Here is a 24,834-nt window from a genome sequence, read left to right as displayed (position 1 = left end):
ATCCGATGGAATTCAGCGGACAGGTTTCTGAGTAGGCTTCCACGTCATGGAACTCCGCCATCTCCAGCACTTCGTCGCGGTCGCCGAGGATCAGCACTTCACCCGCGCCGCCGAACGGCTGCTGGTCTCCCAGTCGGGGCTGTCCGCCTCCATCCGGGCACTGGAGCGGGAGCTCCAGACCCCGCTGTTCGTGCGCACGACCCGGCGGGTGACGCTCACCCCGGCCGGGCGGGCGCTGCTGGGCGAGGCGGAGCGGATCCTGGCGCAGGTGCGCGCGGCCCATGAGGCGGTGGCCGCCGTGCAGGGGGTGCTGCGCGGCATGCTCGCGCTCGGCTCCGAGCAGTGCATCGCGGGGGTGCACGTGGCGGGGCTGCTCGCCGCGTTCCGGCGCCAACATCCGGACGTGGAGATCTGTCTGCGGCAAGCCGGCTCGGGCGCGCTCGCGGAGGAGGTCGCGGCCGGGCGCCTCGACCTGGCCTTCGCGGTACGGACGGCCCAGGAGGACACCGACCAGCTGAGGGTCGTACCGCTGGCCGGGGAACCGATGACCGTGCTGTGCCATCCGGAGCACCGGCTCGCGCGCGCCGGGGCGGCCGTGACTCCGGAGGATCTGGGCGGGGAGGTGTTCGTCGACTTCCACCCGGACTGGGGCCCGCGCCGCACCACCGACGCCGCGTTCGCCGCCGCGGGCGTACGGCGGGCCGTGGCCCTTGAGGTGAACGACGTGCACAGCCTCCTGGACCTGGTGGACGAGAACCTGGGTGTCGCCGTCGTACCGCGGCACTTTAGGCACAAGCGCCCGGCGCTGACCGCGCTGCCGGTGAAGGGCACCGGGGAGACCGTGTACGAGACCGTCGCGCTGCTGCCGCCCGAGCAGGCCACCAGCCCGGCGGCGCGGGCCCTGATGGCGCTGCTGGAAACAGGGGGTCTGGGTACACCCCAGGACGGGGTCCACCCCTCCTGACCCGGCGCGTTCCCGACCGCAGACTCATGAGCATCCACTCACGACAACTGCGGTCAGGAGTACGGGAGATGACGGACCCCACACGACGCAACGTACTGCGCGGCGCGGCGGCCATCGCGGCGGCGGGCGGACTCGCCGCCACGGGAGCGCGGGCGGCGGCCGCCGCCCCTCAGACGGCCACGGCACGCCGATTCCCCTTCCTGGAGGGCGCGTTCGAGCCCGTCACGGAGGAACTGACGGCCTTCGACCTGCCGGTCACCGGGCGCGTTCCGCGCGACCTCAACGGGCGCTATCTGCGCAACGGCCCCAACGTCCTGGGACTTGAGGACCCGCGCGCCCACCACTGGATGCTCGGCGACGGCATGGTGCACGGCGTCCGGCTGCGCGACGGCCGCGCCGAGTGGTACCGCAACCGCTGGGTGCGCTCGTCCCAGGTGGCGAAGAAGCTCGGCGAGCCCTATCCGGGGCCGGTGCCGCCGGACGACTTCCCGTGCAACACCCATGTGATCCCGTACCGGGGGCGGATCCTCACGCTCCAGGAGAGCGGTCCGCTGCCGTACGAACTCGACGACGAGCTCAACACCGTGGGCACGTACGACTTCCGGGGCACCCTGAAGGGCCCGCTCACCGCGCACACCAAGTTCGACGCCGAGGCCGGTGAACTGCACGCCATCGCCTACTACCCGACCTGGGACCATGTGCGGCACCTGGTCGTGGATCCGGCGGGCCGGGTGTCCCGTACCGCCAGGATCCCGGTGGCGGACGCGCCGATGATCCATGACTTCGCCCTCACCGAGCACCACGTCGTCCTGCTCGACATGCCGGTCACCTTCGACCCGGCGGGCGCCGAGCGGGGCGACATCGTCCCGTACGTCTGGAACGACAAGCACCCGGCGCGGGTCGGGGTGCTGCCGCGGAAGGGCGGTGCGGTGCGCTGGTTCGAGGTCGACCCGGTCTACTACTCGCACACGCTCAACGCGTACGAGGAGGGCTCGGAGATCATCGTCGACATGACGAACTTCGACGCGCCCTTCTACGTCGCGGGGAACGGCTCGGGCGGTCCCCACGGGGCGAGCACCCCGCGGCTCGACCGGTGGACGGTCGACCTGCGGCACGGGCGGGTACGGACCCGGACCCTCGACGACCGGCCGCAGGAATTCCCGCGTGTGAACGAGTCGTTGGTGTCCCGGCGGCATCGCTACGGCTACTCGGCGGCGTTCGGCGAGATGGCGCCGGCCTACATGGCGGTCGACGGCAATCCGCCCGACCGGGCGTTCCGCAACGGGCTCATCAAGCACGACCTGTCGCGCGCCACGACCCAGGTGCACCGGCTGCCGCGCGGGGCGGCCGCGAGCGAGGCCGTGTTCGTGCCGCGCGAGCACAGTGCGGCCGAGGACGACGGATACGCGATCGCGTACGTCCACAATCCCGATCGGGGCGCGTCCGATCTGCTGATCCTGGCCGCGCAGGACTTCACCGGGGAGCCGGTCGCCCGGATCCATCTGCCGGGGCGGGTGCCGCTCGGGTTCCACGGGAGCTGGATTCCGGACGCGTGAGGCGCCGAGGTGCGATGGTGGGAGGCATGCATGCAAAGGACATCCTCATCGACGGTTTCAGCCGCATCCAGGAAGAAGTCCATGCCGCCGTCGAGGGCCTGGCCCCCGACGACCTCAACCACCGCCCCGGCCCCGACGCCAACTCGATCAGCTGGCTGGTCTGGCACCTCACCCGGATCCAGGACGACCACCTGGCCGACGCCTTCGGGCTCGACCAGGTCTGGCTGACCCAGGACTGGGAGAAGCGCTTCGGCCTCGACCTGCCGCCCCGCGACCACGGGTACGGCCACACCTCCGCGCAGGTCGCGAAGGTGCGGGTCGACTCCGCCGAGCTGCTGACCGGCTATTACGACGCCGTCCACGCCCAGAGTCTGGAGGCGCTGCGCGGGGTGACCGCGGCGGACCTGGAACGTGTCGTGGACACGAACTGGGATCCGCCGGTCACCCTGGGCGTCCGGCTGGTGAGCGTCCTGGCCGACGATCTGGAGCACGTGGGCCAGGCCGCCTATCTGCGGGGGCTGCGTCAGAGCGCGTAGCCCGGCAGGACGACGTCCTCGATGAGGGCCTTGCGCTCGTCGAACGGGATGAACGCGCTCTTGACGGCGTTCACCGTGACCGTGCGCAGGTCCTCGACCGTCCAGCCCGCCTCCTCGACCAGCAGGGACATCTCACGGGTCATCGTCGTGCCGGACACCAGACGGTTGTCGGTGTTGAGGGTGACGCGGAAGCCGAGGTCCTTGAGCGCGGTGATCGGGTGCTCGGCGATCGAGGTGGCGGCGCCGGTCTGGAGGTTGGAGGTGGGGCACATCTCCAGGGCGATGCGGCGGTCGCGCACCCAGCCCGCGAGGCGGCCGAGCTTGCCGTCCACGATGTCCTCGGTGATCCGGACGCCGTGGCCGATGCGCTGGGCGCCGCAGACCTGGAGGGCCTGGTGGATGCTGGGCAGGCCGTGCGCCTCGCCGGCGTGGATGGTGAACGGGACGCTCTCGCGGCGCAGCTTCTCGAAGGCGGCGAGGTGGTCGGCGGGCGGGAAGCCGTCCTCGGCGCCGGCGATGTCGAAGCCGACGACGCCCGCGTCACGGAAGGCGACGGCGAGGTCGGCCGCCTCGGCGACCCGGTCGAACATGCGCATGCCGCAGAGCAGGGTGCCGACGCGGACCGGGGTGCCGGCGGCGGCCGCCTTGGCCATACCGGCGGCGAGCCCCTCCTGGACGGTCTCGACGACCTCGCTCATCGTCAGCCCGCCCCGGGTGTTCAGCTCGGGGGCGTAGCGCACCTCGCCGTAGACGACACCGTCGGCGGCCAGGTCGAGGACGTACTCCTCGGCGGTGCGCAACAGGCCCTCGCGGCTCTGCATCACGGCGAGGGTGTGCTCGAAGGTGGCTATGTAGCGGACCAGGTCGCCGGAGTTCGCGGCGTCGTAGTACCAGGCGGCCAGCTCGTCCGGGTCGGTGGTGGGCAGGGTGTGACCGACCTCGGCCGCGAGCTCCACCACGGTGGCGGGGCGCAGGCCGCCGTCGAGGTGGTCGTGCAGGGAGGCCTTCGGGAGGCGGCGGATCACTTCGGCGTCTACGCGCGTAGCAGTCATGGCGAGGTCTTTCCTTGAGCGGGGCGGAACGGCAGGAAGCAGGAAGGTCAGGCGGCGGGCTGGAGCAGGTCCCAGCGGTTGCCGTACAGGTCCTCGAAGACGGCGACCGAGCCGTAGGGCTCGTGCCGGGGCTCCTCCAGGAAGGTCACGCCCGCGGCGGTCATACGGGCGTGGTCGCGGGCGAAGTCGTCGGTGTGCAGGAAGAACCCGACACGGCCGCCGGTCTGGTCGCCGACCCGGGCGCGCTGCTCGTCGCTCTTGGCCCGGGCGAGCAGCAGGCCGGTGCCGCCCGCCTCCGCGCCGGGGGTCACGACGACCCAGCGCGAACCGTCCGGACGCGGGGCGTCCTCGACGAGCCGGAACCCGAGGGCCTCGGTGTAGAAGCGGATCGCCTCGTCGTAGTCGTCGACGACGAGGGTGACCAGGGCGATGCGTCTCATCGGGGCCTTTCGGAGAGCGTGATTAGCGGGAGAGGTTATACGTAAAACCTCCGGGACGCCAGTCGCGGGCGGGCCGAGCACCGGCCCGGCGTCGGTCCCGGCCGGTCCTAGGGCCCTCGGCCGACCCGGAGTGGGCCCCGGGACCGACGCGAGTGGGCCTGTGTGCCGACTACCGTCCGGGTCCATGAAGATCGACAAGCCCCCTCGCAGCCCCCAGGACCGGAAGCAGGACGTCCTGGCCCGTCTCGAACGGGAGACCGACATCTGGGTGGCCTCGGCGGACTCCGACGGGCTGCCCTGCATGGTCCCGCTCTGGTTCGTCTGGCACGCCGAGTCCGTGTGGCTGGCGACCCGGCTCACCAATCCGACCGGCCGCAACCTCCGGGACGGCCGCCGAGCCCGGCTGGCGTTCGCGGACACGCGGGACGTGGTGCTGATCGACGGTTCCGTCGAGACGTACCCCCTGCCGGAGGTGCCGGAGGGTGCCGCCGAGGCCTTCCTCGCGAAGCACGGCTGGGATCCGCGGGAGGACAGCCCGTCCTACGCCTTCTTCGAGGTGCGGCCCAGTGCGGTGCAGGCCTGGCACGAGGTGCGCGAGCTGCCGAAGCGGCACATCATGCGGGACGGGGTGTGGAGCGCCTAGCGGTGCGGCCGCGAAAGGGCACCGGGATCGATTCCGCACTGACACCATTGCGCCGTGGATCTTTCCGAGGGCCTGGCCGACTGGACGGACTGGGACGGTGCCGCGTTCCTGGTGGGCCATTCGCTGGGGATCTTCGGGGCGTCCGAGGCGTTCACAGAGGTCAAATGGGTGTTCTGGACGGGCAACCCGTTGGGAGACGCGCTGCACGGGGTGCTTCTTCAGCTCGTCGGAGCGGGGGTACTGGAGCGACGTGAGGAGCCGAACGAGCAGTTCCGGTGGTCGGGGAATCCTCTCCGCGACGGCAGCTGACGGCTGGGGGTCATCCAGTCCTCGCACGGGTGTCACCTGAGAGTAATCCCCGGTGATTTGATGTGCGGCGCCACTCAACCTCCTCCACCCTCAAGGGAGATCCAGTGACGCCTCTCGCAACGCGCCGCACCCTGGGCGCGACCGTGCTCGCGCTCGCGGCCACCGCCGTGCCCACCACCTCAGCCACCACCGCCGCCTCGGGCGCTGAACAGGCGCCGTCCGTGCGAGTGTTGACGTACAACACGTTGACGTCGTGGTGTTGCAGGAGGCGTTCGACAACTCCTCGTCGGACGCGCTGAAGAGTGCTGCGGCGGGCGAGTATCCGTATCAGACGCCGGTGGTCGGGCGGAGCAAGGGCGGGTGGGACGCGACCGGTGGGGCGTACTCGGCGACGACGCCCGAGGACGGCGGGGTGACGGTGCTCAGCAAGTGGCCGGTACTGCGCAAGGAGCAGTACGTCTACAAGGACGCGTGCGGCGCGGACTGGTGGTCCAACAAGGGGTTCGCCTATGTGGTGTTGGACGTGAACGGCACGCGCGTGCACGTCGTCGGGACGCACGCTCAGTCCACCGATCCCGGGTGCGGCTCCGGTGAGGCCGCCGCCATGCGCAGTCGGCAGTTCAAGGCGATCGACGCGTTCCTGGACGCCAAGAACATCCCGGCGGGTGAAGAGGTCCTGGTCGCGGGGGACATGAACGTCGACTCGCGCAGCGCCGAGTACGGCACGATGCTCTCCGACGCGGGGCTCGCCGGGGCGGACGCGCGGAGCGGGCATCCGTACTCCTTCGACACCGCGGAGAACTCGATCGCCCGCTACCGCTACCCGGACGACCCGCGCGAGGATCTGGACCACGTCCTGCATCGCGCGGGTCACGTCCGTCCGGTGGTGTGGCGGAACGAGGTCGTCAAGGAGGAGTCGGCGCCCTGGACGGTGTCCAGTTGGGGTACCGACTACACGTACACGAACCTGTCCGACCACTACCCCGTGATCGGCAGCGCGGGCTGATCAACCCGCCTTCGTGTGCGCCGAGTCGAGCCGGGCCAGCTCGTCGTCGGTGAGGCGGATGCCGGCGGCCGCCACGTTCTCGACGAGGTGGCCGGGGTTGCCCGTGCCGGGGATGGCCAGCACGTGCGGGCCCTGGTGCAGTGTCCAGGCGATACGGATCTGCGCGGGGCTCGCGTCGTGCGCCTTCGCGATGGCGAGCACCTCGTCCTCGTGGTCCGTGGTCGCGCCGTGCGCGCCCGCCGTGCCGGCCACCGCGTAGAACGGGACGTACGCGATGCCCTGCTCCCCGCAGATACGGAGGAGTTCGTCGGGGTGATCCAGCGCGTACCGGTTCTGGACGCTCACCACCGGGGCGATGGCCTGGGCCTCGGCGAGGTGGCGCGGCTCCACGCCCGAGATGCCGAGGTGGCGGATCAGCCCGGCCTCGCGCAGTTCGGCCAGCGCGCCGAAGTGCTCGGCGATCGAGTCCTGCCGCATCCGCCGCAGGTACACGACGTCCAGGTGGTCGCGGCCCAACTGCCGCAGGTTCTCCTCGACATGGCCGCGCAGGTCCTCGGGGCGGGCGGAGGTGCCCCACTCCCCCGAGTAGTCACGGAAGGGCCCGACCTTGGTGACGACGACCAGGTCGTCGGGGTAGGGGGCCAGCGCCGTGTTGATCAGTTCGTTGGCGGAGCGCAGGGAGGAGAAGTAGAAGGCCGCCGTGTCGATGTGGTCGACGCCCAGCTCCCTCGCCTTGTGCAGGACGGCGATCGCCGTCGCGCGGTCGCTCGGCTCGCCGTGGTGGAAGGCCGCGCTGCCCGTCAGACGCATCGCGCCGAGGCCGAGGCGGTTGACGGTCAGGTCGCCGAGTTTCCAGGTGCCCGCGGCGTCCGCGGTGATCGTTTCGGAGGTCATCGGCGGAGTGTCACACACGTTCGACCCGCAGGCACGTCCTTTGCGTACGCATGGGCGGCTCAGGCGCCTCGGGAGGCGGCTCAGGAGGCGATCCGGACCCCGTACATCGTCCGCCCGCCCACCAGCGCCCGTCCGGTGACCAGCTCGCAGTCGATGCGCACGAAGGCCTCCCGGGGCGCCGGCACCCACGAGCGCGGGCCGACGCGGGACAGTCGCTCGCGCTCGGCCGGGTCCGTCACCACGGCGGCGTGGCCGGTGACGACGACGCTCCAGCCGGACCGTGCGGCGGCGTCGACCTCGTCCGCCTCGAAGGCGACGACCGCGCCGTCGATCGCCCGGGCCAGTTCGGAGTCGGCGGAGGTGCGCAGGAGGACGGCGCCGTCGTCGTCCAGGGCGAAGTTGACGGGGAGGACGGCGGGCAGGGCCTGACGGGTGTGGACGATCCGCCCGACGGGTGCGCTCGCCAGCAGCCGCAGGCACTCCGCACGGTCGAGCTCGCGGAATCCGTCGTGGGGTACATGCCTCGCCGTCTTTCACCCGGTGTCAGGGTCCGTGTTCCATCCTCCCCGCGAACGGTCGTGGAGGTGAGGGACCACCGGCCCTCATCGCACGGCCGGTGGTCATACGTCAGGGGGTCGCACGGCCGGAATCGGGACGGGCCCGGACGACCGTCACCTCGGTGTGGAGTTCCGCCGGCGGGAGGTCGAGGCCTGCCCACAGCGCGGCGGCCGCGAACAGGCTGAACGGGCGCTCCGGTGCGCAGTGCACATCGGAGGTCAGGTCGGGCAGCCGCTCGGCCAGGGCCCGGGCCGCTGCCTCGGCGTCCGCCGCGTGCGGTCCCGCGGCCGTGGGTACGGGTTTCCCGGCGCCGGAGACCAGTGCCTCAGCGAGCAGGAGGCGGGGGCCGTCGGGGGCCGTCCAGCGGTCGGGGCGGGTGGTGGCCGTCGTGCCGGGGAGGATCTCGGTCAGCCGTGCCAGCAGCCAGGCGGCCTGGGCGATTCCGGTGGCCAGGACACCGGCGCCCGCCCCGGCGGACCAGGGGCGGTTGCCCTCCCCCGCGCGTGCCCGGCCCAGCTCCCGCCACCCGGCAGGGACCGGCACGGACATCGGCGCCTCCAGCACGAGCGCGGCCCGGCCACCGGAGGCCAGGCCTTCGGCCAGCGCCCGGACCGCCGTCTCCGGGTCGCTCCCCTGCGCCGCGAGGGTCGGCGACGGTACGTCGACGGCGGCCCAGGCGAATCGGCCGAGGGCCACCGAACCGACGTCCACTCCCACAACACGTGCGCGCATGGGCCCAGTTCAGCACGCGGGAAATCGGGCCGGCGGCTCAGCACATGCCGGCTCAGGCCAGCGGCTTGTCCAGTACGGCCTTGCGGTGGCTGAACGTCTCGATCGAGTACCGGCCGTGGTAGTTGCCCATGCCGCTCTCGCCGACGCCGCCGAACGGCAGGTCGGAGACGGTGAGGTGGGCGAGCGGGAGGCCGTAGCCGAGGCCGCCGGAGGAGGTTTCGGCGGCGAGGCGGTCGCGGGTGTTCTGCGAGGCGGTGAAGACGTACAGGGCGAGTGGCTTGTCGCGGTCGTTGATGAAGTCGATCGCCTGGTCGAGGTCCGGCACGGTGACGATCGGGAGGATCGGGCCGAAGATCTCCTCCCGCATGACGGGCGACGCGGGGTCGACGTCCGCCAGGACGGTCGGGGCGATGTACTTCTGGGACCGGTCGGTGTCGCCGCCGACGACGACGCGGCCCGAGTCGAGGAGGCCGCTCAGCCGGTCGAAGTGGCGTTCGTTCACAATCCGGCCGTACTCGCCGGAGGCCTTGGCGTCGGCGCCGTAGACGGCCTCGACCGCCTTGGCGAACAGGGGCTCCAGGGCCGCCGCGGTCTCCGGGTCGGTCAGGACGTAGTCGGGGGCGACGCAGGTCTGTCCGGCGTTGAGGAACTTGCCGCGGGCCAGGCGGTCGGCGACGACGGAGAGGTCGGCGTCGCGGTCGACGAACGCCGGGGACTTGCCGCCGAGTTCGAGGGTGACCGGGGTGAGGTGCTCGGCGGCGGCGCGCATGACGATCCGGCCGACGGCGCCGTTGCCGGTGTAGAAGATGTGGTCGAAGCGCTCGGCGAGCAGGGCCGTGGTCTCCGGGACGCCGCCCTCGACGACGGCGAAGGCCTCGGTGTCGAGGAAGGCCGACAGCAGACGGGCCAGGGCGGCGGAGGTGGCGGGGGCCATCTCGCTGGGCTTGACCACGACGGCGTTGCCGGAGGCGAGGGCGCCGACGACGGGGGCGAGCAGGAGCTGGGCCGGGTAGTTCCAGGGCGCGATGACGAGGACGACGCCGAGCGGGTCGTACTGCGTCCAGGCGGTGGCGTCGGCGCCCAGGTGCGGCGGGACCGGGGCGGACTCGGGGCGCAGCCAGTCGTCGAGGTGGTCGAGGGTGTGGTCGATCTCGCGGATCACGAAGCCGATCTCGGTGCGGTGGGCCTCGGTGGCGCTCTTGCCGAGGTCGGCGTGGAGGGCGGCGGCGAGGTCGGCACCGTGCTCGGTGAGCATCTCGCGCAGGGCGCACAGCTGGGCGGTGCGCCATGCGACGGGCTTGGTGCGGCCGGTGCGGAAGGTGGCGCGCAGCCGGGTGACGATGTCGGCGGGCTGCTCGGGGGCGGGGTGGTTCACGATGCCTCGCTGGTGCTGCGCGGGCCGCTGCGGACGGCCTCGAACGGTTGGATGTATATGCCAACCTTTTCTACACCCGGACGCATTCCCTCACCACGTGAGTAACTTTGCGCTACGCCGTGATCACACTCGGGTGGAGGTGTCCAGCGTGCTCGCCAGCCGGTCCAGGAGGGCGCGCAGCAGTTCGTCGTCGCCGTCGCTGAGCGCGGGCCAGTCCGCGCGGACCGCGCGGTCGACGCGGCGCCAGTACTCCTGGCCACGCGGGGTGAGGTGGGCGAGGATGCGGCGGCGGTCGAGGGGGTCGACGCGGCGGTGGACGAGGTTCTGGTCGACGAGCTGGTCGACGAGCTTGGTCAGCGTGGGCGGCGGCAGGAACGCGGCCTCGGCTATCGCCGTCATGTGGTGTCCCTGTCCGTCGGAGAGCAGGGCGAGCACCCGCCAGGCGTCGAGCGTGCAGCCCTCCTCGTCGAGGGCGGTCTGGAGGCGGCGCGCGGCCAGTCGCTCGGCCCGCGTCAGGAGCTGCATCAGGTCGCGGGGCTGACGCGGAGGTGTGGGGGGCATCGCGCTCCTAGGTCACGGGGTGTGTACATCGTATGAGACAGGCTGGAGTTCACCGGGCGAACCCGAAATCATGACGTCATGTTCCGGCACGATCCCCCCGCAGCCGAGTGGTTCACGGCCGACGCCTCGGTGCTCGGCGTGGCCCTCGTGTTCCCGATGCAGGGGCCTGCCGGGATCTTCGGACCCACCTGCGAACTGTGCGCGCAGCTGGCGGCCGAGGAGGTCAACCGCGCGGGCGGGGTGCTGGGCCGGGAGCTGCGGCTGCTGCCCGTCGACGGCGGCGGCTCGCCGCGTGAGATCGCCGACCATGTCGAGGCGCTGGTGGACCTGGGTGTCGTGCAGGGTGTCACGGGCTGGCACATCTCCTCGGTACGGCAGGCGCTGGCGCCGAGGATCGCCCATCGGGTGCCGTACGTCTACACCGCCCTGTACGAGGGCGGCGAGCACACGGCGGGCGTATTTCTCACGAGCGAGACACCGCGCGACCAACTGCGGCCCGCGGTGGGGCTGTTGGCGCACGAGCGCGGGGTGCGCCGGTGGTTCGTCGTGGGCAACGACTATGTGTGGCCCCGGCGTACGGCGCGGGCGGCGCACGGGTACGCGCGCGAGTCCGGCGGGAGCGTCGACGACGAGGTCTATCTCCCGCTCGGTACCCATGACTTCGAGCCGGTGCTGCGGCGCATCGAGCGTTCGGAGGCGGACGCGGTGCTGATGCTGCTGGTGGGCAGCGACGCGGTGCGCTTCAACCGGGCGTTCGCCGCCTACGGGTTGCCCGCGCGCTGTCTGCGGCTGAGCACGCTGATGGACGAGAACATGCTGATGGCGAGCGGCCCTTCGGCGACCGAGGACCTGTACAGCACCGCCGGGTTCTTCGCCTCGCTCGCCAACCAGGACACCCTCGACTTCCACGGCCAGTACGCCGGCCGGTACGGGATCGAGGCGCCCGCGCTCGGCAGCCTCGGCGAATCCTGTTACGAGGGAGTGCTGTTGCTCGCCGCGCTCCTCAAGCGGGCCGGGACGCTGGACGTCGGGGCGATCGGAGCGGCGGCCGGGAGCGTGTCGTACGAGGGTCCGCGCGGGCTGATGCATCTGCGGGGACGGCATGTGCGGCAGCGGATCTACCTGGCGCGTGCCGACGGGCTGGACTTCGACGTGCTCACCGAGCTCGATCTTCACGGTTCCCGCTCTTGACATGCCCCCGGAGCCGCCAAGATACTTCCCACAGAAAGTAATTAGAATGCCTCGGGCGAATTGTGATTTCGGTTTCCGAATGCGGATCACAAGCCGTCAGGGGCGTTTTTTGTTGCCTCCGGGAAAGTCGAGCGAAACACCCTGGAAACAGGGGGACTTGAGTCTGTGGACCGCACTTCAGCAGGCAGTCACCCGAGGGGGTTGGTTTGTCCAGCGGTTCCAGCAGTTCCCGTATGCTCCGCCGTCGTTTCCTGGCCGGCGGTGCCGCGCTCACCGCGGTGGTGGCCCTCTCCGCGTGCGGCGCGAAGACCGACGCGGCCGACTCGTCGTCGGACAAGGCCGCGAAGATCGACGTCAGTGGTGACTCGGTCAAGGTCGGTCTGCTCAACTCGCTCTCCGGCACTATGGCGATCAGCGAGGTGACCGTACGCGACTCGCTGAAGCTGGCGATCGACGAGATCAACGCCTCCGGCGGCGTGCTCGGCAAGCAGATCAAGCCGATCAGCGAGGACGGCGCCTCCGACTGGCCGACCTTCGCCGAGAAGGCGCAGAAGCTCATCAAGGAGGACGGGGTCGCGGCCACCTTCGGCTGCTGGACCTCCGCCAGCCGCAAGGCCGTCAAGCCGGTCTTCGAGAAGAACAAGTCGCTGCTGTTCTACCCGGTGCAGTACGAGGGGCTTGAGGAGTCCCCGTACATCTTCTACACCGGCGCGACCACCAACCAGCAGATCGTCCCGGCGCTCGACTACCTCAAGGGCAAGGGCCTCAAGAAGCTCTACCTGGTCGGCAGCGACTACGTCTTCCCGCGGACCGCCAACAAGGAGATCAAGGCGTACGCGAAGGCCAACGGCATGACGATCGCCGGTGAGGACTACGCGCCGCTGGGCTCCACGGAGTTCTCGACCATCGCCAACAAGGTGAAGGCGTCGAAGGCGGACGCCGTCTTCAACACCCTCAACGGCGACTCCAACGTGGCCTTCTTCAAGGAGTACAAGTCCGCGGGCCTGACCGCCAAGACCATGCCGGTCGTCTCGGTGTCGATCGCCGAGGAGGAGGTCAAGTCGATCGGAACGCAGTACCTGGCGGGCCAGTTGACGGCCTGGAACTACTACCAGACCACCGCGGGCGCGGCGAACGAGAAGTTCGTGAAGGCGTACAAGGCCAAGTACGGCCAGGACAAGCCGACCAGTGACCCGATGGAGGCCGCCTACACCTCGGTCTACCTGTGGAAGGCCATGGTCGAGAAGGCGAAGTCCTTCGACCCGGAGAAGGTGAAGGCCGCCTCCGACGGCATCACCTTCGACGCACCCGAGGGCACGGTCACCGTGGACGGCGCCTCGCAGCACGTCTACAAGACCGCCCGGATCGGCGAGATCGAGACCGACGGCCAGATCAAGGAGGTCTGGAACTCCGGCAAGCCCATCAAGCCGGACCCGTACCTCAAGGGCTACTCCTGGGCCTCCGGCCTTTCCTGACCGACCGTCACCGTCCGTGGGGTCCCGTCGAGGGGCCCCACGGCGTCCGTTCCCCGGAGCCGCCGTATGACCGTGATCCTCGGTCAGACCTTCACCGGCATCAGCATCGGTGCCGTCCTGCTGCTCATCGCGCTCGGCCTCTCGCTCACCTTCGGCCAGATGAACGTCATCAACATGGCCCACGGCGAGTTCATCATGGCGGGCGCCTACACGACGTATGTCCTGCAGAAGTCCATTTCCAGCGCGGGAATTTCGCTGCTGGTCGCACTTCCCGTCGCTTTTCTCGTCTCGGGCGCGCTGGGCGCGTTGCTGGAATGGCTGTTGATACGGCGCTTGTATCTGCGGCCACTTGACACTCTTCTCGTCACCTGGGGTGTCTCTCTGATGCTCCAGCAACTCGCGCGCGACATTTTCGGCGCGCCGAATGTGCAGACCCGGGCGCCGGACTGGCTGACCGGCAACATCACGGTCATCGGCGGCGACGACCCGCTCACCTTCGCCAACAGCCGTCTGTTCATCCTGGGGTTGGCGGTCGCGGCCGTGGTCGCGCTGTCGCTGACGCTGCGCCTGACGCCGCTGGGCCGGCGCATCCGGGCCGTCGTGCAGAACCGGGACCTCGCCGAGGTGTCCGGCATCTCGACCTCGACCGTGGACCGTACCGCCTTCTTCATCGGCTCCGGGCTCGCGGGTGTCGCCGGGGTCGCGCTGACGCTGGTCGGTCCGATCGGGCCGACGATGGGCACCAACGTCATCATCGACGCCTTCCTGGTGATCGTGGTCGGCGGCATCGGACAGCTCAAGGGCACGGTGATCGTGGCCTTCGTCCTTGGCGTGCTCCAGTCGGTCCTGGAGTACTCCACGACCGTCAGCGTCGCCAAGGTGCTGGTCCTCGTCGCCATCGTCGCGTTCCTCCAGTGGCGGCCCCAGGGGCTGTACACGCTGCGTACGAGGAGTCTCGTATGAACCTCCTGAAAGGGAACCTCGTGACCGGCCGCTCGGCGCGCGCGTGGGCGGGTTTCGCCGGGGCCGCGGTCGTCCTCTTCGCCGTCGCCCCGCTCGCGTTGTCCGACTTCCGGCTCGGGTTGCTCGCCAAGTACCTGTGCACGGCCATGGTGGCCGTCGGCATCTGCCTGGCCTGGGGCCGGGGCGGGCTGCTGACGCTCGGTCAGGGCGTGTTCTTCGGGCTCGGCGGTTACGCCATGGCGATGCATCTGAAGATCGCCGACGCCGGTCCCGGCAACCTGCCCGACTTCATGCAGCTGTACGGCACGGCCACCGAACTCCCCTGGTGGTGGAAGCCGTTCGAGAACCCGCTGTTCGCGCTCGCGGCAACGGTGCTGCTGCCCATGGTCGTCGCCGCGCTGCTCGGTCTGTTCATCTTCCGGCGCCGGGTCAAGGGCGCGTACTTCGCGATCCTCAGCCAGGCCCTCGCCGCCGCGCTGGCCATCTGGCTGATCGGCCAGCAGGCCACGACCGGCGGCACCAACGGACTCACCGACATCCAGGGCTTCTTCGGGTACACCCTCGACGACCCGGTCAACCAGCGGATGGTGTACTTCGTCATCGCCGCGGCCCTGCTCCTGCTCATCGCGATCGCCCGGCAGCTCATCAACAGCCGGTACGGCGAACTCCTCGTCGCCGTAAGGGACTCGGAGGAGCGGGTGCGCTTCCTCGGGTACGACCCGGCGAACGTCAAGCTCGTCGCGTATGTCGTGGCGGCCGGGATGGCGGGGCTCGCGGGCGCGCTGTTCGTGCCGGCGGTCGGCATCATCTCGCCCGCACTGATCGGCATCGTGCCGTCCATCGAGTTCGTGATCGGCGCGGCGGTGGGCGGCCGGGCCAGCCTGGTCGGAGCGGTACTGGGCGCCGTAGCGGTGGCCTGGGCCAAGACCGCGCTGTCGGAGGAATTCCCGGCGGCCTGGACCTACTTCCAGGGCCTGCTGTTCATCGTGGCGCTGGCGTTCCTGCCGGGCGGGCTCGCCTCGCTGGCGGTCCTCGTGCGGCGGCGCAAGGCGGCGCCGGAGAAGAAGTCGGCCGCCATCCCGGTGGGAGAAGCAGCATGAGCGAGCTGGAGATACGCCAACTGCGGGTGTCCTTCGACGGGTTCACCGCCGTGGACGGGGTCGACCTCGATGTCGGCCCGGGTGATCTGCGGTTCCTGATCGGACCGAACGGCGCGGGAAAGACGACCCTCGTCGACGCGGTGACCGGTCTGGTGAAGGCGGAGGGGTCGGTGCGGTTCGGCGGCGAGCAGCTGCTGGGCAGGGCCGTGCACCGGATCGCGCGGTCCGGGATCGGCCGGACCTTCCAGACCGCCACCGTCTTCGAGGAGTTGACGGTCCTTCAGAACCTGGACATCGCGGCGGGCGCGGGCCGCGGCATGTGGACCATGCTGCGGCGCCGCAAGGACGTCCCCGAGTCCGTCGCCAAGGCGATGGAGACGGTCGGGCTCACCGAACTCGCCGACTCCCCCGCCGGGACCCTCGCGCACGGGCAGAAGCAGTGGCTGGAGATCGGCATGCTGCTCGTGCAGGACGTGAAACTGCTGCTCCTCGACGAGCCGGTCGCCGGTATGAGCCATGACGAACGGCAGGCGACCGGCGAGCTGTTGCAGCGCATCAGCGAGGAACGCACGGTCGTCGTCATCGAGCACGACATGGACTTCATGCGGTCCTTCGCGCGCAGCGTCAGCGTGCTGCACGCCGGCAAGGTGCTCAGCGAGGGCACGGTGGCGCAGGTGCAGGCGGACCCGAAGGTGCAGGAGGTGTACCTCGGGCACGCGGCCACCGAGGACGCCGCTCCTGCCGTCGTACAGGAGGCGTGATGCTCCAGATCGAAGACGCCCGCGTCGGCTACGCCCGCAGCACGGTGCTGCACGGGGTGTCGATCGAGGTGCCGAAGGACGGCGTGGCCGCGGTGCTCGGGCACAACGGTGCCGGCAAGAGCACGCTGCTGCGCGCCGCCGTGGGTCTGCTCACGCCGAGCAGCGGGACGATCCGGCTCGACGGCGAGGACATCACGCGCCGCAAGCCGCATGAGCGGGTCGCGCGCGGGATGGCGTACGTCCCGCAGGGGCAGCAGTCCTTCCCGCACCTGACCACCGCGGAGAACCTCCAGTTGGTCGCGGACGGCCGCAAGCGCGGGAGGGAGGCGGTGGCGGAGGCGCTGGACCTGTTCCCGGCGCTGCGGACGCTGTCCGGGCGGCGCGCGGGACTGCTGTCCGGCGGTCAGCGGCAGCAACTCGCCATCGCCCGCGCCCTGGTGACGGAGCCTCGGCTGCTGCTGCTCGACGAGCCGACCGAAGGCATCCAGCCGTCCGTGGTCGCAGAGATCGAGGAGACGATCCTCGCGCTGGCCGCACGGGGCGGGCTCTCGGTGCTGCTGGTGGAGCAGCATGTGGGCTTCGCGATGCGGGCGGCGCAGAAGTACTACGTCCTCGAAGCCGGACGCGTCACATCCTCCGGCGAGGGCGGCAAGGAGTCGGAGCTCGCGGTGCGGGAGGCGCTCAGCGTGTGAGGCGGCGTTCGAGGTAGGCGCGTTCCGCCGGATTCCGGCTCAGCGCGACGGCCGCCTCGTACGCCTGTGCAGCCTCCGTGGCCCGGCCCAGGCGGCGCAGCAAGTCGGCGCGGACCGCGTGGAAGACGTGGTAGCCGTCGAGGTCGAGGGCGTCCACGAGGTCGAGAGCCGGTCCCGGGCCCTCGGCCTCGGCCACGGCGACCGCCCGGTTCAGGGCCACGACGGGACTGGGGGCGATGGCCGTCAGCTGGTCGTACAGCTGGAGGACCTGCCCCCAGTCCGTGGGCGGCCCGTCGCTGTGGACGGCCTGGATGGCCGCCTGGATCTGGTACGGCCCCGGTCGGTTCCGGCGCAGACACCGTCGTACGAGATCCTGTCCCTCGGCGACCAGCTCGCGGTCCCAGTGGTCGCGGTTCTGCTCGGGCAGCGGCACGAGGACACCGTCGGCGTCCTCCCGCGCGGCCCGGCGGGACTCGGAGAGCAGCATCAGGGCGAGCAGGCCCGTGGCCTCCGGTTCGTCCGGCATCAGCTCGGTGAGCAGGCGGCCGAGGCGGATCGCCTCCGCGCACAGGTCGGGCGTGCCCTCGTTGAAGATCAGGTAGAGGACGGCGAGGACTCCTCGGAGCCGGTCCGGGAGGTCGGCGTCGCGTGGCACGCGGTACGGGATGCGCGCGTCGCGGATCTTGGCCTTGGCGCGGACCAGGCGCTGGGCCATGGTCGGCTCGGGGACGAGGAAGGCGCGGGCGATCTGGGGTGTGGTGAGGCCGCCGAGGAGGCGCAGGGTGAGGGCGACCTGGGCCTGGGGCGCGAGGGCGGGGTGGCAGCAGGTGAAGATCAGGCGGAGCCGGTCGTCGCGCACGGGGCCCTCCTCGGGCGGTGCGTCGGGGGTCTGGAGCACGGCGGCCTCGGCGTGTCTCGCGTCCCGTTTGGCCTCGCGGCGCAGGCGGTCGATCGCGCGGTTGCGGGCCGTGGTGATGATCCAGCCCGCCGGGCTCGGTGGTACGCCCGTCTCCGGCCAGCGGCTCACGGCCGTGGTGAAGGCGTCCTGCACCGCCTCCTCGGCGAGGTCGATGTCGCCGAGGAAGCGGACGAGGACGGCGACGGCCCGGCCGTACTCCGCGCGGAAGACGGCCTCGACGTCGACGGGCGCCGGCATCAGTCCTCAGCCTGGTGCATGAACGGCCGCACCTCGATCGGCAGGGTCGTCGCCCAGGTCGCCTTCTTGCCCCACTCCAGGGCCGCGTCCAGGTCCGGGGCCTTGATCAGGCAGATGCCGCCCAGGTACTCCTTGCCCTCGGCGTACGGTCCGTCGGTGATCAGGACGTCGCCGTCGCTGGGGCGCAGCACGGTGGCCGTCTCGGGCCCGTGCAGCCCGCCGGCGAAGACCCATGCGTCCGCCTCGCGGAGTTCCTCGTGGAAGGTGTCGAGGTTGCGGACGATCTCCGCCATGGCCTCGGGCCCGGGCGGCGTGCCGTCGGTCGGGGTGATCACGCTGAGCAGGTAGTACTGCATGACGTCCTCCTTGGTGCCGTGTCGTTCTCTCAGCTCCTACACGAACGACACAGCCCTGGATCGACACCGCGCACGCCGGGATCGGGAGAATCTTTTCCATGACCATCCCACCGCACCCGCTCGTCGCCCGCACCCAGGACCTCGCCGACCGTCTCCTCACGCCTGGGGCGGCCCAGGTCGACCAGACGGAGGTGCCCGCGAGCCACATCGAGGAGATCCGACGGTCGGGCCTGCTCGGGGTGAGCGCGCCGGAGGAGTACGGCGGGGCGGGCGCCCCCGACTCGGTGGCGCGGGAGATCCAGGAGATCCTCGCCGGGGCGTGCTGCTCGACGTGGTTCGTGCAGACGCAGCACCACACGCCGGTGCGGATGCTGGCGAAGTCGCAAGTGCCGGTGCGGGAGCGGCTGTTGGGCCCGCTGGCCTCCGGCGGGCTGCTGGCCGGCATCGCGTACGCGCACGTGCGCGCGTTCCCCCGCGTCCCCGTACGGGCGACGGCGGAGCGGGACGGCTGGCGGTTCGACGGAACCGTGCCCTGGTACACCGGCTGGGGCCTGAACGACGTCATGCTGCTCGCGGGCGTGACCGACTCGGACGAGATCGTGTTCGCCTTGGCCGACGCACGCGAGCAGCCGGGATTGCGCGCCTCGGACCCGATGCGGCTGGCCGCGCTCACGGCCGCCCGTACGGTCTCCCTGGACCTGGACGGCCTGTGGCTGCCCGAGGAGAGCGTGGTGCTGCGCACTCCCCAGGAGAAGTTCGCCCTCCTGGACATCCCACGCAGCACGAACCCCTCCCCGGCCGTCTTCGGAGTGGCGTACGCCGCGCTCCACGTGCTGGAGTCAGGCGGTGAGGCCGAGACGGCCCAGGAGCTGCGCGGCCGGGTCGACGAGGTGCGACGGCAGGCGTACGAACTGGCCGATCACCCCGTCGCACACGAGCACGTCGAGGAACGACTCGCGCTCAAGACCCGCTCGTACGACCTGCTGCGCACGGCCACCACCGCCGCGGTCGTGGCCGGCGGCGGCCGCACCATGGACGTACGCCATCCCGCGCAACGACTGTTCCGGGAGGGGATGTTCCTGCTGGTGCAGGGGCAGACGTCGGTGGTGCGGCGGGCGCATCTCACCGCACTGGGCTCCGACTAGCTCGCGAACGGCACCTGTGCCGAAGGCGCGGTCTCCTTCGTGAAGGGGTGCTGCCACAGGCCCTGTGCTGTGAGCCGGGGGAGGACGCCCTCGCCGAACCAGTAGGCCTCCTCCAGGTGGGGGTAGCCGGAGAGGACGAACTCGTCGATGCCGAGGGCGTGGTACTCCTTGATGCGGTCGGCGACCTCGTCGTGGCTGCCGACCAGGGCGGTGCCGGCGCCGCCGCGGACGAGGCCGATGCCGGCCCAGAGGTTGGGGTGGATCTCCAGTGCGTCGCGGCTGCCGCCGCTGTGGAGGGCGAGCATGCGCTGCTGGCCCTCGGACTCGCTGCGGGCCAGGCCGGCCTGGACGGACTTGACGGTCTCCGGGTCGAAGCCCTCCAGGAGGCGGTTGGCCTCGGACCACGCCTGTTCGGAGGTGTCGCGGGTGATGACGTGCAGGCGGATGCCGAAGCGGAGGGTGCGGCCGTGCTGCGCCGCCAGGCCGCGGATCCAGGCGATCTTCTCGGCGACCGCGGCCGGGGGCTCGCCCCAGGTGAGGTAGACGTCGACGTGCTTCGCCGCGATCTCACCGGCGATCGGCGAGGAGCCGCCGAAGTACACCTCGGGGACCGGGTCGGGCACCCGGGCCAGCTTGGCGTCCTCGACCTGGAGGTGCTCGCCCTTCAGGTCGACCGTCTTGCCGTCCCACAACCCCCGTACGACGTCCAGGAATTCGCCGGTACGACGGTAACGGTCGTCCTTGTCGAGGAAGTCGCCGTACGCCCGCTGCTCGTGGCTCTCGCCGCCCGTGACGACGTTCAGCAGGAGCCGCCCGCCGCTCTGCCGCTGGAAGGTGGACGCCATCTGCGCGGCGAGGGTCGGTGAGACGAAGCCGGGACGGAAGGCGACCAGGAACTTCAGCCGCTCGGTGTGCTGGCTGACCATGGCGGTGGTCAGCCACGCGTCCTCGCACCAGGCGCCGGTCGGCGTGAGCGCGCCGACGAAACCGAGGTCCTCGGCGGCGCGGGCGATCTGGCTCAGATAGGCCACCGTCGGCGGCCGGTCCCGTCCGGAGACGGTGGCCGGGGTGCCGTGGCCACCGCCCACGACATGACGGCTGTCGCCGTTGGTGGGGAGGAACCAGTGGAAGGTGAGGGACACGTGGGGGTCTCCGATCGGAGGCTTCGGGTTCTGCCGGGGCTTCGGGTTCAGAGCAGGCCGTGGCGCGGTGGCCTGGTGCCGTTGAGCACGAACCGGCCGATGTGCTGGATCTTCCAGCGGGTCGGGTCGTGCAGGGTGTGGGTGCGGGCGTCGCGCCAATGCCGGTGGAGGTTGAGGGAGTTGAGGGCCGCGCGGGTGCCGGAGACCTCGAAGAGGGCGCTCGCCACGTCCACCGCGGCCTGCGCCGACCGCACCTTGGCCGCGGCCACGGCGATGGACGCCTCGGCCGCCGAGTCGTCCGTGAGCGCCTGGGCCGCCTCGACGGCGCGCGCGGCCTCACGCAACAGAGCTTCCGCCGACCGCACTTCAATGGCAAGCTCACCGAACCGCTGGATCAGCAAGGGGTCTTCGGCCGCCGTCTCCAGACCGCTCTCGAACCACGGCCGGCTTTTGGTCCGCACGAACTCCGCCGCCTCCGCCAGCGCTCCCCCGGCGATCCCGGCGTCGATCGCCGCGTGCAGCAACTGGGCCACGGCGCCGTGCAGTTGCGGCCCCTCGAAGGTGAGGTGGTGCGGCAGCACCCGGTCGGCGGGGACCTCCACGCCTTCGAGACGGACCGTGCCGCTCGCGGTCGTACGCTGGCCGAGGCCGTCCCAGTCGTCGATCACCGTGACCCCAGGCGCGTCGGCCGGCACGTACGCCACATGGAGCTTGTCCTCCTCCGCGCGGGCCAGCACCGGGATCCAGTCGGCGAAAAGGGCGCCGGTGGAGTAGTGCTTCACGCCGTCGAGGACGTACGAGCCGTCGGACCGCCGCGTCAGGCGGGTGCGGATGTCCTGGACGTGTTTCGTGCCCGCCTCCGACTGGGCGTTGCCGAATCGGCGTCCTGCGAGGAGTTCGGCGAAGAAGAACTTCCGCTGCTCGTCCGTGCCCTGACGGCGGATCACATTCACGTAGGCGAAGTGGCTCTGCGGGATCTGGGCGAGGCTGCCGTCGGCGGAGGCCAGCAGCCGGAAGATCTCGGCGAGGGTCTGCGCGCCGACGTCCGCTCCCCCGTGGTCGGCGGGGACGGTGACGGCGAGCAGGCCGGACGCGGAGAGGCGGTCCAACTCCGCGCGCGGCAGCCTGCGTTCGGCGTCCCGCGCGGAGGCTCCCGCACGGAACTCCTCGGCCAGGGCGGCCGCGACGGCGAGGGCCTCCGCGTCGTCGGCGATCACATGGGCGGTCATCCGGGTCAGCTCGCCGCGGCCAGGACGGGGGTGCGGCCCAGGGCGGCCGAGAACTGGTCCACGACCTGGGTGAGGGCCTCGTTCGCGGTCGCGGCGACGCTCAGGGTGCCGTCCTCGTGGACGGTGATGTCCTTGTCGAGGGTGAACCAGCCCTGGACGATGTGGGCGGCGCCCATGGAGTTGAGGACCGGGCGGAGCGCGTAGTCGATGGCCAGGACGTGGGCGGTCGTGCCGCCGGTGGCGAGCGGGAGGACCGTCTTTCCGGTGAGGGCGTACTGCGGGAGGAGGTCGAGGAGGGCCTTGAGGACTCCGGAGTACGCGGCCTTGTAGACGGGGGTGCCGACGACGACGCCGTCCGCGCGGGCGAAGAGTGCGGTGGCCTCGACGATCGCGGGGTGCTTGAAGTCGGCGCCGAGGAGAGCCTCGGCGGGGATGGTGCGGACGTCGAGCGGGATCACCTCGTGGCCCTGTGCGGTCAGCCGCCGGTCGAGGTGGCGCAGGAGGCGGTTGGTGCGGGAGGAGGCGGAGGGGCTGCCGGAGACGGACAGGACGGTGGCCATGCGGTCCTCTTTCGGGGAGGCGTCCTCTTGCGAGGAGGCGGGGCGCCCGCGCCGGGCGGGCGCCCCTGGGGAAGCGGTCAGGAGTACCAGGTGGGTTCGGGCAGTTCGCCTTCGAGGACCCAGCGGCCGACCTCGCGCCGCTTGTAGGCGACGGGGTCGTGGAGGGTATGGGTGCGGACGTTGCGCCAGAACCGGTCGAGGCCCTCGGCGGTGGCCGTGGAGCGGGCGCCGGTGACCTCGAAGATGCGCTGCGAGATCTCCAGGGCGACATCGGTGGCGCGGGCCTTCACCGCGGCCACCCGTACCTCGAAGTCGCCGCGGGCCTGCTCGGTGACGGCGTCGGGGTCGTCGTGCAGCCGCTGTCCCTCGGCGGCGACGGTGTCGGCAAGCGCCTCGGCCGCCCAGAGCTTCGCGGTGAGATCGCCGTAGATGTCGATGACGTACGGCTCGTCGACGGCTCGCTCGTGGCCGCCGTGCAGCCAGGAGCGGGACTTCTCTCGGGTGTAGGCGGCTGCCGTCTCCAGGGCGCCGCCCGCGATGCCCAGGTAGAAGTTGACGAAGACCAGTTGGATGGTGGGGACGTTGAGGGTGTTGTAGACGCGGGGCTGGAAGACCTTGTCCACGTAGCCGGCGGCCGACGACCACGGGGTGCGCACCCCGTCGAGGGTGACGCCGCCGCTCTCGGTGAGGCGCTGGCCGATGTTGTCCCAGTCGTCGTGGAAGGTCAGGCCCTCGGAGTCGGAGGGCACGATGGCGAAGACGTGCTGCTCGGTGCCTTCGAGGACGCCTTCCAGGACGGTGACGTCGGAGACCTTGCTGCCCGTGGAGAAGGTCTTGCGGCCGGTGAAGACGAGGTCGTCGCCGTCCTCGGTGACGGTCACGTCCTTGTCGCGCGGGTTGACCGCGCCGCCGAAGAACCAGCGCTCGCGGCTCGCCTGCGCCTCCACCTGCTCCCACTGCTCACGGGTGCCGACCAGGCGGGCGGCCCAGAACCAGAGGTAGTGGTAGCCGAGGAGCTGCCCGATCGAGCCGTCGGCCTTGGCGACCTCGCGGACGACGCGGTAGGCGGTGGGCCAGTCCTGGCCCGCGCCGCCGTGCTCCGTGGGGCCGAGCAGGGTGACAAGGCCGGAGTCCTTGAGGAGCTGGACCTCGGCATAGGGGGTGGCGCCGGCGCGGTCGCGTGCGGCGGCGTCGGTGGCGAGGACGGCGGCGACCTCGGCGGCGCGGGCGATCCAGTCCTGGGCGGTCCGGGGGGCGGGACGGGTCTGCCAGTCGGTGGTGATGGCGGTGCTCATGTCGGGGCCTCCTCAGATCCGGGCGGGGACGGACTCGGACGCGCTGTCGGGCAGTTGGGCCTCCAGCTCACGCACGAGCGGCAGCACGCGCCTGCCGAAGTACTCGACCTCCTCGTGGTAGTGCAGGAAGCCGAGCAGGAGCAGGTCGACGCCGAGCTTCTTGTACGCCACGATCCGCTCGGCGATCTGCTCGGGCGTGCCGATCAGGCCGGTGCGGAAGCCGTCGTTGTACTGGACGAGGTCCTCGAACGTGGAGTCCTGCCACATGCCCTTCTTGTCGCCGGTGGACTGGCCCGCCTGCTTCACGGCGGCCCCGAAGCCCTCGACGGCCTCGGTGTCCGCCTTGGCGACGATCTCGCGGAGCGTGTCGCGGGCCTCGGCCTCGGTGTCACGGGCGATGAGGAAGCCGTTGAGGCCGAACTTCGGTGCCGTACGGCCGACTTCGGCGGCGGACTTGCGGACGTCCTCGATCTGCTCGACGACCCCGTCGAAGTCCTTGCCGTTGGAGAAGTACCAGTCGGAGACCCGGCCGGCCATCTGCCGGGCGGCGGTGGAGTTTCCGCCCTGGAAGATCTCCGGGTGCGGGCGTTCGGGGGTGTTGAGGGGCTTGGGCTTGAGGGAGAAGTCGCGCAACCGGTAGAAGTCACCGGCGAGTTCGGTGTGGTCCTCGGTCCAGATCCGGCGGAGGGCGGTGATGAACTCCTCGGAGCGGCGATAGCGCTCGTCGTGCTCCAGCCAGGGCTCGCCGAGGGCGGTGAACTCGCCCTTGAACCAGCCCGACACGACGTTCACGGCGAACCGGCCGTGGGACAGGTGGTCGGCGGTGGCGCCGAGCTTGGCGAGGACACCGGGGTGCCACAGGCCGGGGTGGACGGCGGCGATGACCTTCAGGCGCTGGGTGGCGAGGAGGAGGGCGAGGCTGAAGCTGGTCGACTCGTGCTGGAACTCGGCGCCGTAGCTGGCCATGTAGCGGACCTGGCTGAGGGCGTATTCGAAGCCGTTGTTCTCGGCGAGGACGGCGAGTTCGCGGTTGTAGTCGTAGCCCCAGTCGGTGCGCTGCTCGATCTTGCTGGTGACGAGTCCCCCGCTGACATTGGGGACCCAGTAGGCGAATTTGACGGGCTCTGCGGGCATGCGGAACTC

General features: G+C 70.9%; 25 protein-coding genes and 2 pseudogenes. 13 read left to right on the top strand and 14 right to left on the bottom strand.

The features are described from left to right. Window positions 1–46 precede the first annotated feature (46 nt). From ABZ928_RS23175 to ABZ928_RS23165, 3 genes are all read left to right on the top strand, one after another. A complete protein-coding gene (locus tag ABZ928_RS23175) occupies window positions 47–964 on the top strand; it encodes a LysR substrate-binding domain-containing protein (protein WP_361521997.1) in 918 nt (305 codons plus the stop codon). Window positions 965–1,032: 68 nt separating this feature from the next. Next, a complete protein-coding gene (locus tag ABZ928_RS23170) occupies window positions 1,033–2,520 on the top strand; it encodes a carotenoid oxygenase family protein (RefSeq protein WP_361521994.1) in 1,488 nt (495 codons plus the stop codon). 26 nt (window positions 2,521–2,546) lie between these two features. Beyond that, window positions 2,547–3,056 (top strand): DUF664 domain-containing protein, encoded by a 510-nt coding sequence (locus ABZ928_RS23165; protein WP_361521991.1) that lies wholly within the window; start codon window positions 2,547–2,549, stop codon window positions 3,054–3,056. On the opposite strand, the gene ABZ928_RS23160 is transcribed toward ABZ928_RS23165, so the two are convergent. Both ABZ928_RS23160 and ABZ928_RS23155 read right to left on the bottom strand, forming a co-directional pair. Next, the gene (locus ABZ928_RS23160; RefSeq protein ID WP_361521989.1) at window positions 3,044–4,108 is read right to left on the bottom strand and encodes an adenosine deaminase; all 1,065 of its coding nucleotides are present in this window, start codon (window positions 4,106–4,108) and stop codon (window positions 3,044–3,046) included. The two genes, ABZ928_RS23165 and ABZ928_RS23160, sit on opposite strands and share 13 nt — an antisense overlap. Before the next feature lie 47 nt (window positions 4,109–4,155). After that, window positions 4,156–4,548, bottom strand: coding sequence for a VOC family protein (locus tag ABZ928_RS23155; RefSeq protein WP_361521986.1), 393 nt, complete (start codon window positions 4,546–4,548; stop codon window positions 4,156–4,158). Window positions 4,549–4,732: 184 nt separating this feature from the next. On the opposite strand from ABZ928_RS23155, the gene ABZ928_RS23150 reads away from it, so the two are divergent. From ABZ928_RS23150 to sph, 3 genes and pseudogenes are all read left to right on the top strand, one after another. Further along, window positions 4,733–5,191, top strand: a complete 459-nt coding sequence (locus tag ABZ928_RS23150; protein ID WP_361521983.1) for a pyridoxamine 5'-phosphate oxidase family protein — start codon at window positions 4,733–4,735, stop codon at window positions 5,189–5,191. 54 nt (window positions 5,192–5,245) lie between these two features. Continuing rightward, on the top strand, window positions 5,246–5,500 hold the full coding sequence (locus ABZ928_RS23145; protein WP_361521980.1) for a hypothetical protein: 255 nt from the start codon (window positions 5,246–5,248) through the stop codon (window positions 5,498–5,500). Between the two features lie 104 nt (window positions 5,501–5,604). Then, window positions 5,605–6,506, top strand: a pseudogene (sph, locus tag ABZ928_RS23140) (sphingomyelin phosphodiesterase). Here the strand turns inward: sph and ABZ928_RS23135 are convergent. The 5 genes and pseudogenes from ABZ928_RS23135 to ABZ928_RS23115 all read right to left on the bottom strand — a co-directional run bounded on the left by ABZ928_RS23135 (window position 6,507) and on the right by ABZ928_RS23115 (window position 10,626). Next, window positions 6,507–7,400, bottom strand: a complete 894-nt coding sequence (locus ABZ928_RS23135) for an aldo/keto reductase (RefSeq protein WP_361521977.1) — start codon at window positions 7,398–7,400, stop codon at window positions 6,507–6,509. Window positions 7,401–7,480: 80 nt separating this feature from the next. Further along, window positions 7,481–7,915 (bottom strand): annotated as a pseudogene (locus ABZ928_RS23130) (pyridoxamine 5'-phosphate oxidase family protein); the annotation flags it as partial. Window positions 7,916–8,027: 112 nt separating this feature from the next. Next, a complete protein-coding gene (locus ABZ928_RS23125; protein WP_361521974.1) occupies window positions 8,028–8,690 on the bottom strand; it encodes a hypothetical protein in 663 nt (220 codons plus the stop codon). 52 nt (window positions 8,691–8,742) lie between these two features. After that, window positions 8,743–10,065: an aldehyde dehydrogenase family protein gene (locus tag ABZ928_RS23120; RefSeq protein WP_361521971.1), complete on the bottom strand. Its 1,323-nt coding sequence runs from the start codon at window positions 10,063–10,065 to the stop codon at window positions 8,743–8,745. A gap of 123 nt (window positions 10,066–10,188) precedes the next feature. Then, window positions 10,189–10,626, bottom strand: coding sequence for a MarR family transcriptional regulator (locus ABZ928_RS23115; protein ID WP_361521968.1), 438 nt, complete (start codon window positions 10,624–10,626; stop codon window positions 10,189–10,191). Window positions 10,627–10,704: 78 nt separating this feature from the next. On the opposite strand from ABZ928_RS23115, the gene ABZ928_RS23110 reads away from it, so the two are divergent. The 6 genes from ABZ928_RS23110 to urtE all read left to right on the top strand — a co-directional run bounded on the left by ABZ928_RS23110 (window position 10,705) and on the right by urtE (window position 16,808). Next, window positions 10,705–11,817: a substrate-binding domain-containing protein gene (locus ABZ928_RS23110; RefSeq protein ID WP_361521965.1), complete on the top strand. Its 1,113-nt coding sequence runs from the start codon at window positions 10,705–10,707 to the stop codon at window positions 11,815–11,817. Between the two features lie 233 nt (window positions 11,818–12,050). Then, window positions 12,051–13,292 (top strand): urea ABC transporter substrate-binding protein, encoded by a 1,242-nt coding sequence (urtA, locus tag ABZ928_RS23105; RefSeq protein ID WP_361521962.1) that lies wholly within the window; start codon window positions 12,051–12,053, stop codon window positions 13,290–13,292. Window positions 13,293–13,358: 66 nt separating this feature from the next. Continuing rightward, on the top strand, window positions 13,359–14,255 hold the full coding sequence (urtB, locus tag ABZ928_RS23100) for an urea ABC transporter permease subunit UrtB (protein ID WP_126270075.1): 897 nt from the start codon (window positions 13,359–13,361) through the stop codon (window positions 14,253–14,255). Continuing rightward, window positions 14,252–15,355 carry an urea ABC transporter permease subunit UrtC gene (gene urtC / locus ABZ928_RS23095; protein ID WP_361521959.1) on the top strand — a complete coding sequence of 368 codons (1,104 nt, stop codon included), beginning with the start codon at window positions 14,252–14,254 and terminating at the stop codon, window positions 15,353–15,355. The genes urtB and urtC overlap by 4 nt, the downstream gene beginning before the upstream one ends. Continuing rightward, window positions 15,352–16,116 (top strand): urea ABC transporter ATP-binding protein UrtD, encoded by a 765-nt coding sequence (gene urtD, locus ABZ928_RS23090; protein WP_361521956.1) that lies wholly within the window; start codon window positions 15,352–15,354, stop codon window positions 16,114–16,116. The genes urtC and urtD overlap by 4 nt, the downstream gene beginning before the upstream one ends. After that, window positions 16,116–16,808 (top strand): urea ABC transporter ATP-binding subunit UrtE, encoded by a 693-nt coding sequence (urtE, locus tag ABZ928_RS23085; protein ID WP_361521953.1) that lies wholly within the window; start codon window positions 16,116–16,118, stop codon window positions 16,806–16,808. The genes urtD and urtE overlap by 1 nt, the downstream gene beginning before the upstream one ends. On the opposite strand, the gene ABZ928_RS23080 is transcribed toward urtE, so the two are convergent. Further along, the gene (locus ABZ928_RS23080) at window positions 16,798–17,964 is read right to left on the bottom strand and encodes a sigma-70 family RNA polymerase sigma factor (protein ID WP_361521950.1); all 1,167 of its coding nucleotides are present in this window, start codon (window positions 17,962–17,964) and stop codon (window positions 16,798–16,800) included. The two genes, urtE and ABZ928_RS23080, sit on opposite strands and share 11 nt — an antisense overlap. Next, entirely contained in the window at window positions 17,964–18,320 is a 357-nt protein-coding gene (locus ABZ928_RS23075) for a YciI family protein (RefSeq protein ID WP_361521947.1), read from the bottom strand. Before ABZ928_RS23075 ends, ABZ928_RS23080 begins: the two co-directional genes overlap by 1 nt. Window positions 18,321–18,418: 98 nt before the next feature. Here ABZ928_RS23075 and ABZ928_RS23070 point away from each other — a divergent pair, with 98 nt between their 5' ends. Next, window positions 18,419–19,465, top strand: a complete 1,047-nt coding sequence (locus tag ABZ928_RS23070; RefSeq protein WP_361521944.1) for an acyl-CoA dehydrogenase family protein — start codon at window positions 18,419–18,421, stop codon at window positions 19,463–19,465. On the opposite strand, the gene ABZ928_RS23065 is transcribed toward ABZ928_RS23070, so the two are convergent. The 5 genes from ABZ928_RS23065 to sfnG all read right to left on the bottom strand — a co-directional run bounded on the left by ABZ928_RS23065 (window position 19,462) and on the right by sfnG (window position 24,825). Then, window positions 19,462–20,607, bottom strand: a complete 1,146-nt coding sequence (locus ABZ928_RS23065; RefSeq protein WP_361521941.1) for an LLM class flavin-dependent oxidoreductase — start codon at window positions 20,605–20,607, stop codon at window positions 19,462–19,464. The two genes, ABZ928_RS23070 and ABZ928_RS23065, sit on opposite strands and share 4 nt — an antisense overlap. Before the next feature lie 47 nt (window positions 20,608–20,654). Then, the gene (locus ABZ928_RS23060; RefSeq protein ID WP_361521938.1) at window positions 20,655–21,836 is read right to left on the bottom strand and encodes an SfnB family sulfur acquisition oxidoreductase; all 1,182 of its coding nucleotides are present in this window, start codon (window positions 21,834–21,836) and stop codon (window positions 20,655–20,657) included. Between the two features lie 5 nt (window positions 21,837–21,841). Continuing rightward, window positions 21,842–22,396, bottom strand: coding sequence for an NADPH-dependent FMN reductase (ssuE, locus tag ABZ928_RS23055; RefSeq protein ID WP_361521935.1), 555 nt, complete (start codon window positions 22,394–22,396; stop codon window positions 21,842–21,844). A 77-nt stretch (window positions 22,397–22,473) separates the two neighbouring features. Then, window positions 22,474–23,691, bottom strand: coding sequence for an acyl-CoA dehydrogenase family protein (locus tag ABZ928_RS23050; protein ID WP_361521932.1), 1,218 nt, complete (start codon window positions 23,689–23,691; stop codon window positions 22,474–22,476). Window positions 23,692–23,703: 12 nt separating this feature from the next. Continuing rightward, the gene (gene sfnG, locus ABZ928_RS23045) at window positions 23,704–24,825 is read right to left on the bottom strand and encodes a dimethylsulfone monooxygenase SfnG (protein WP_361521929.1); all 1,122 of its coding nucleotides are present in this window, start codon (window positions 24,823–24,825) and stop codon (window positions 23,704–23,706) included. Between the last annotated feature and the right edge of the window lie 9 nt (window positions 24,826–24,834).

It is taken from the genome of Streptomyces sp. NPDC046909 (assembly GCF_040644695.1).
Classification (GTDB): domain Bacteria; phylum Actinomycetota; class Actinomycetes; order Streptomycetales; family Streptomycetaceae; genus Streptomyces.
Note: the sequence above shows the minus strand (reverse complement) of the source record. Positions and strands in the feature narration are given on the sequence as shown.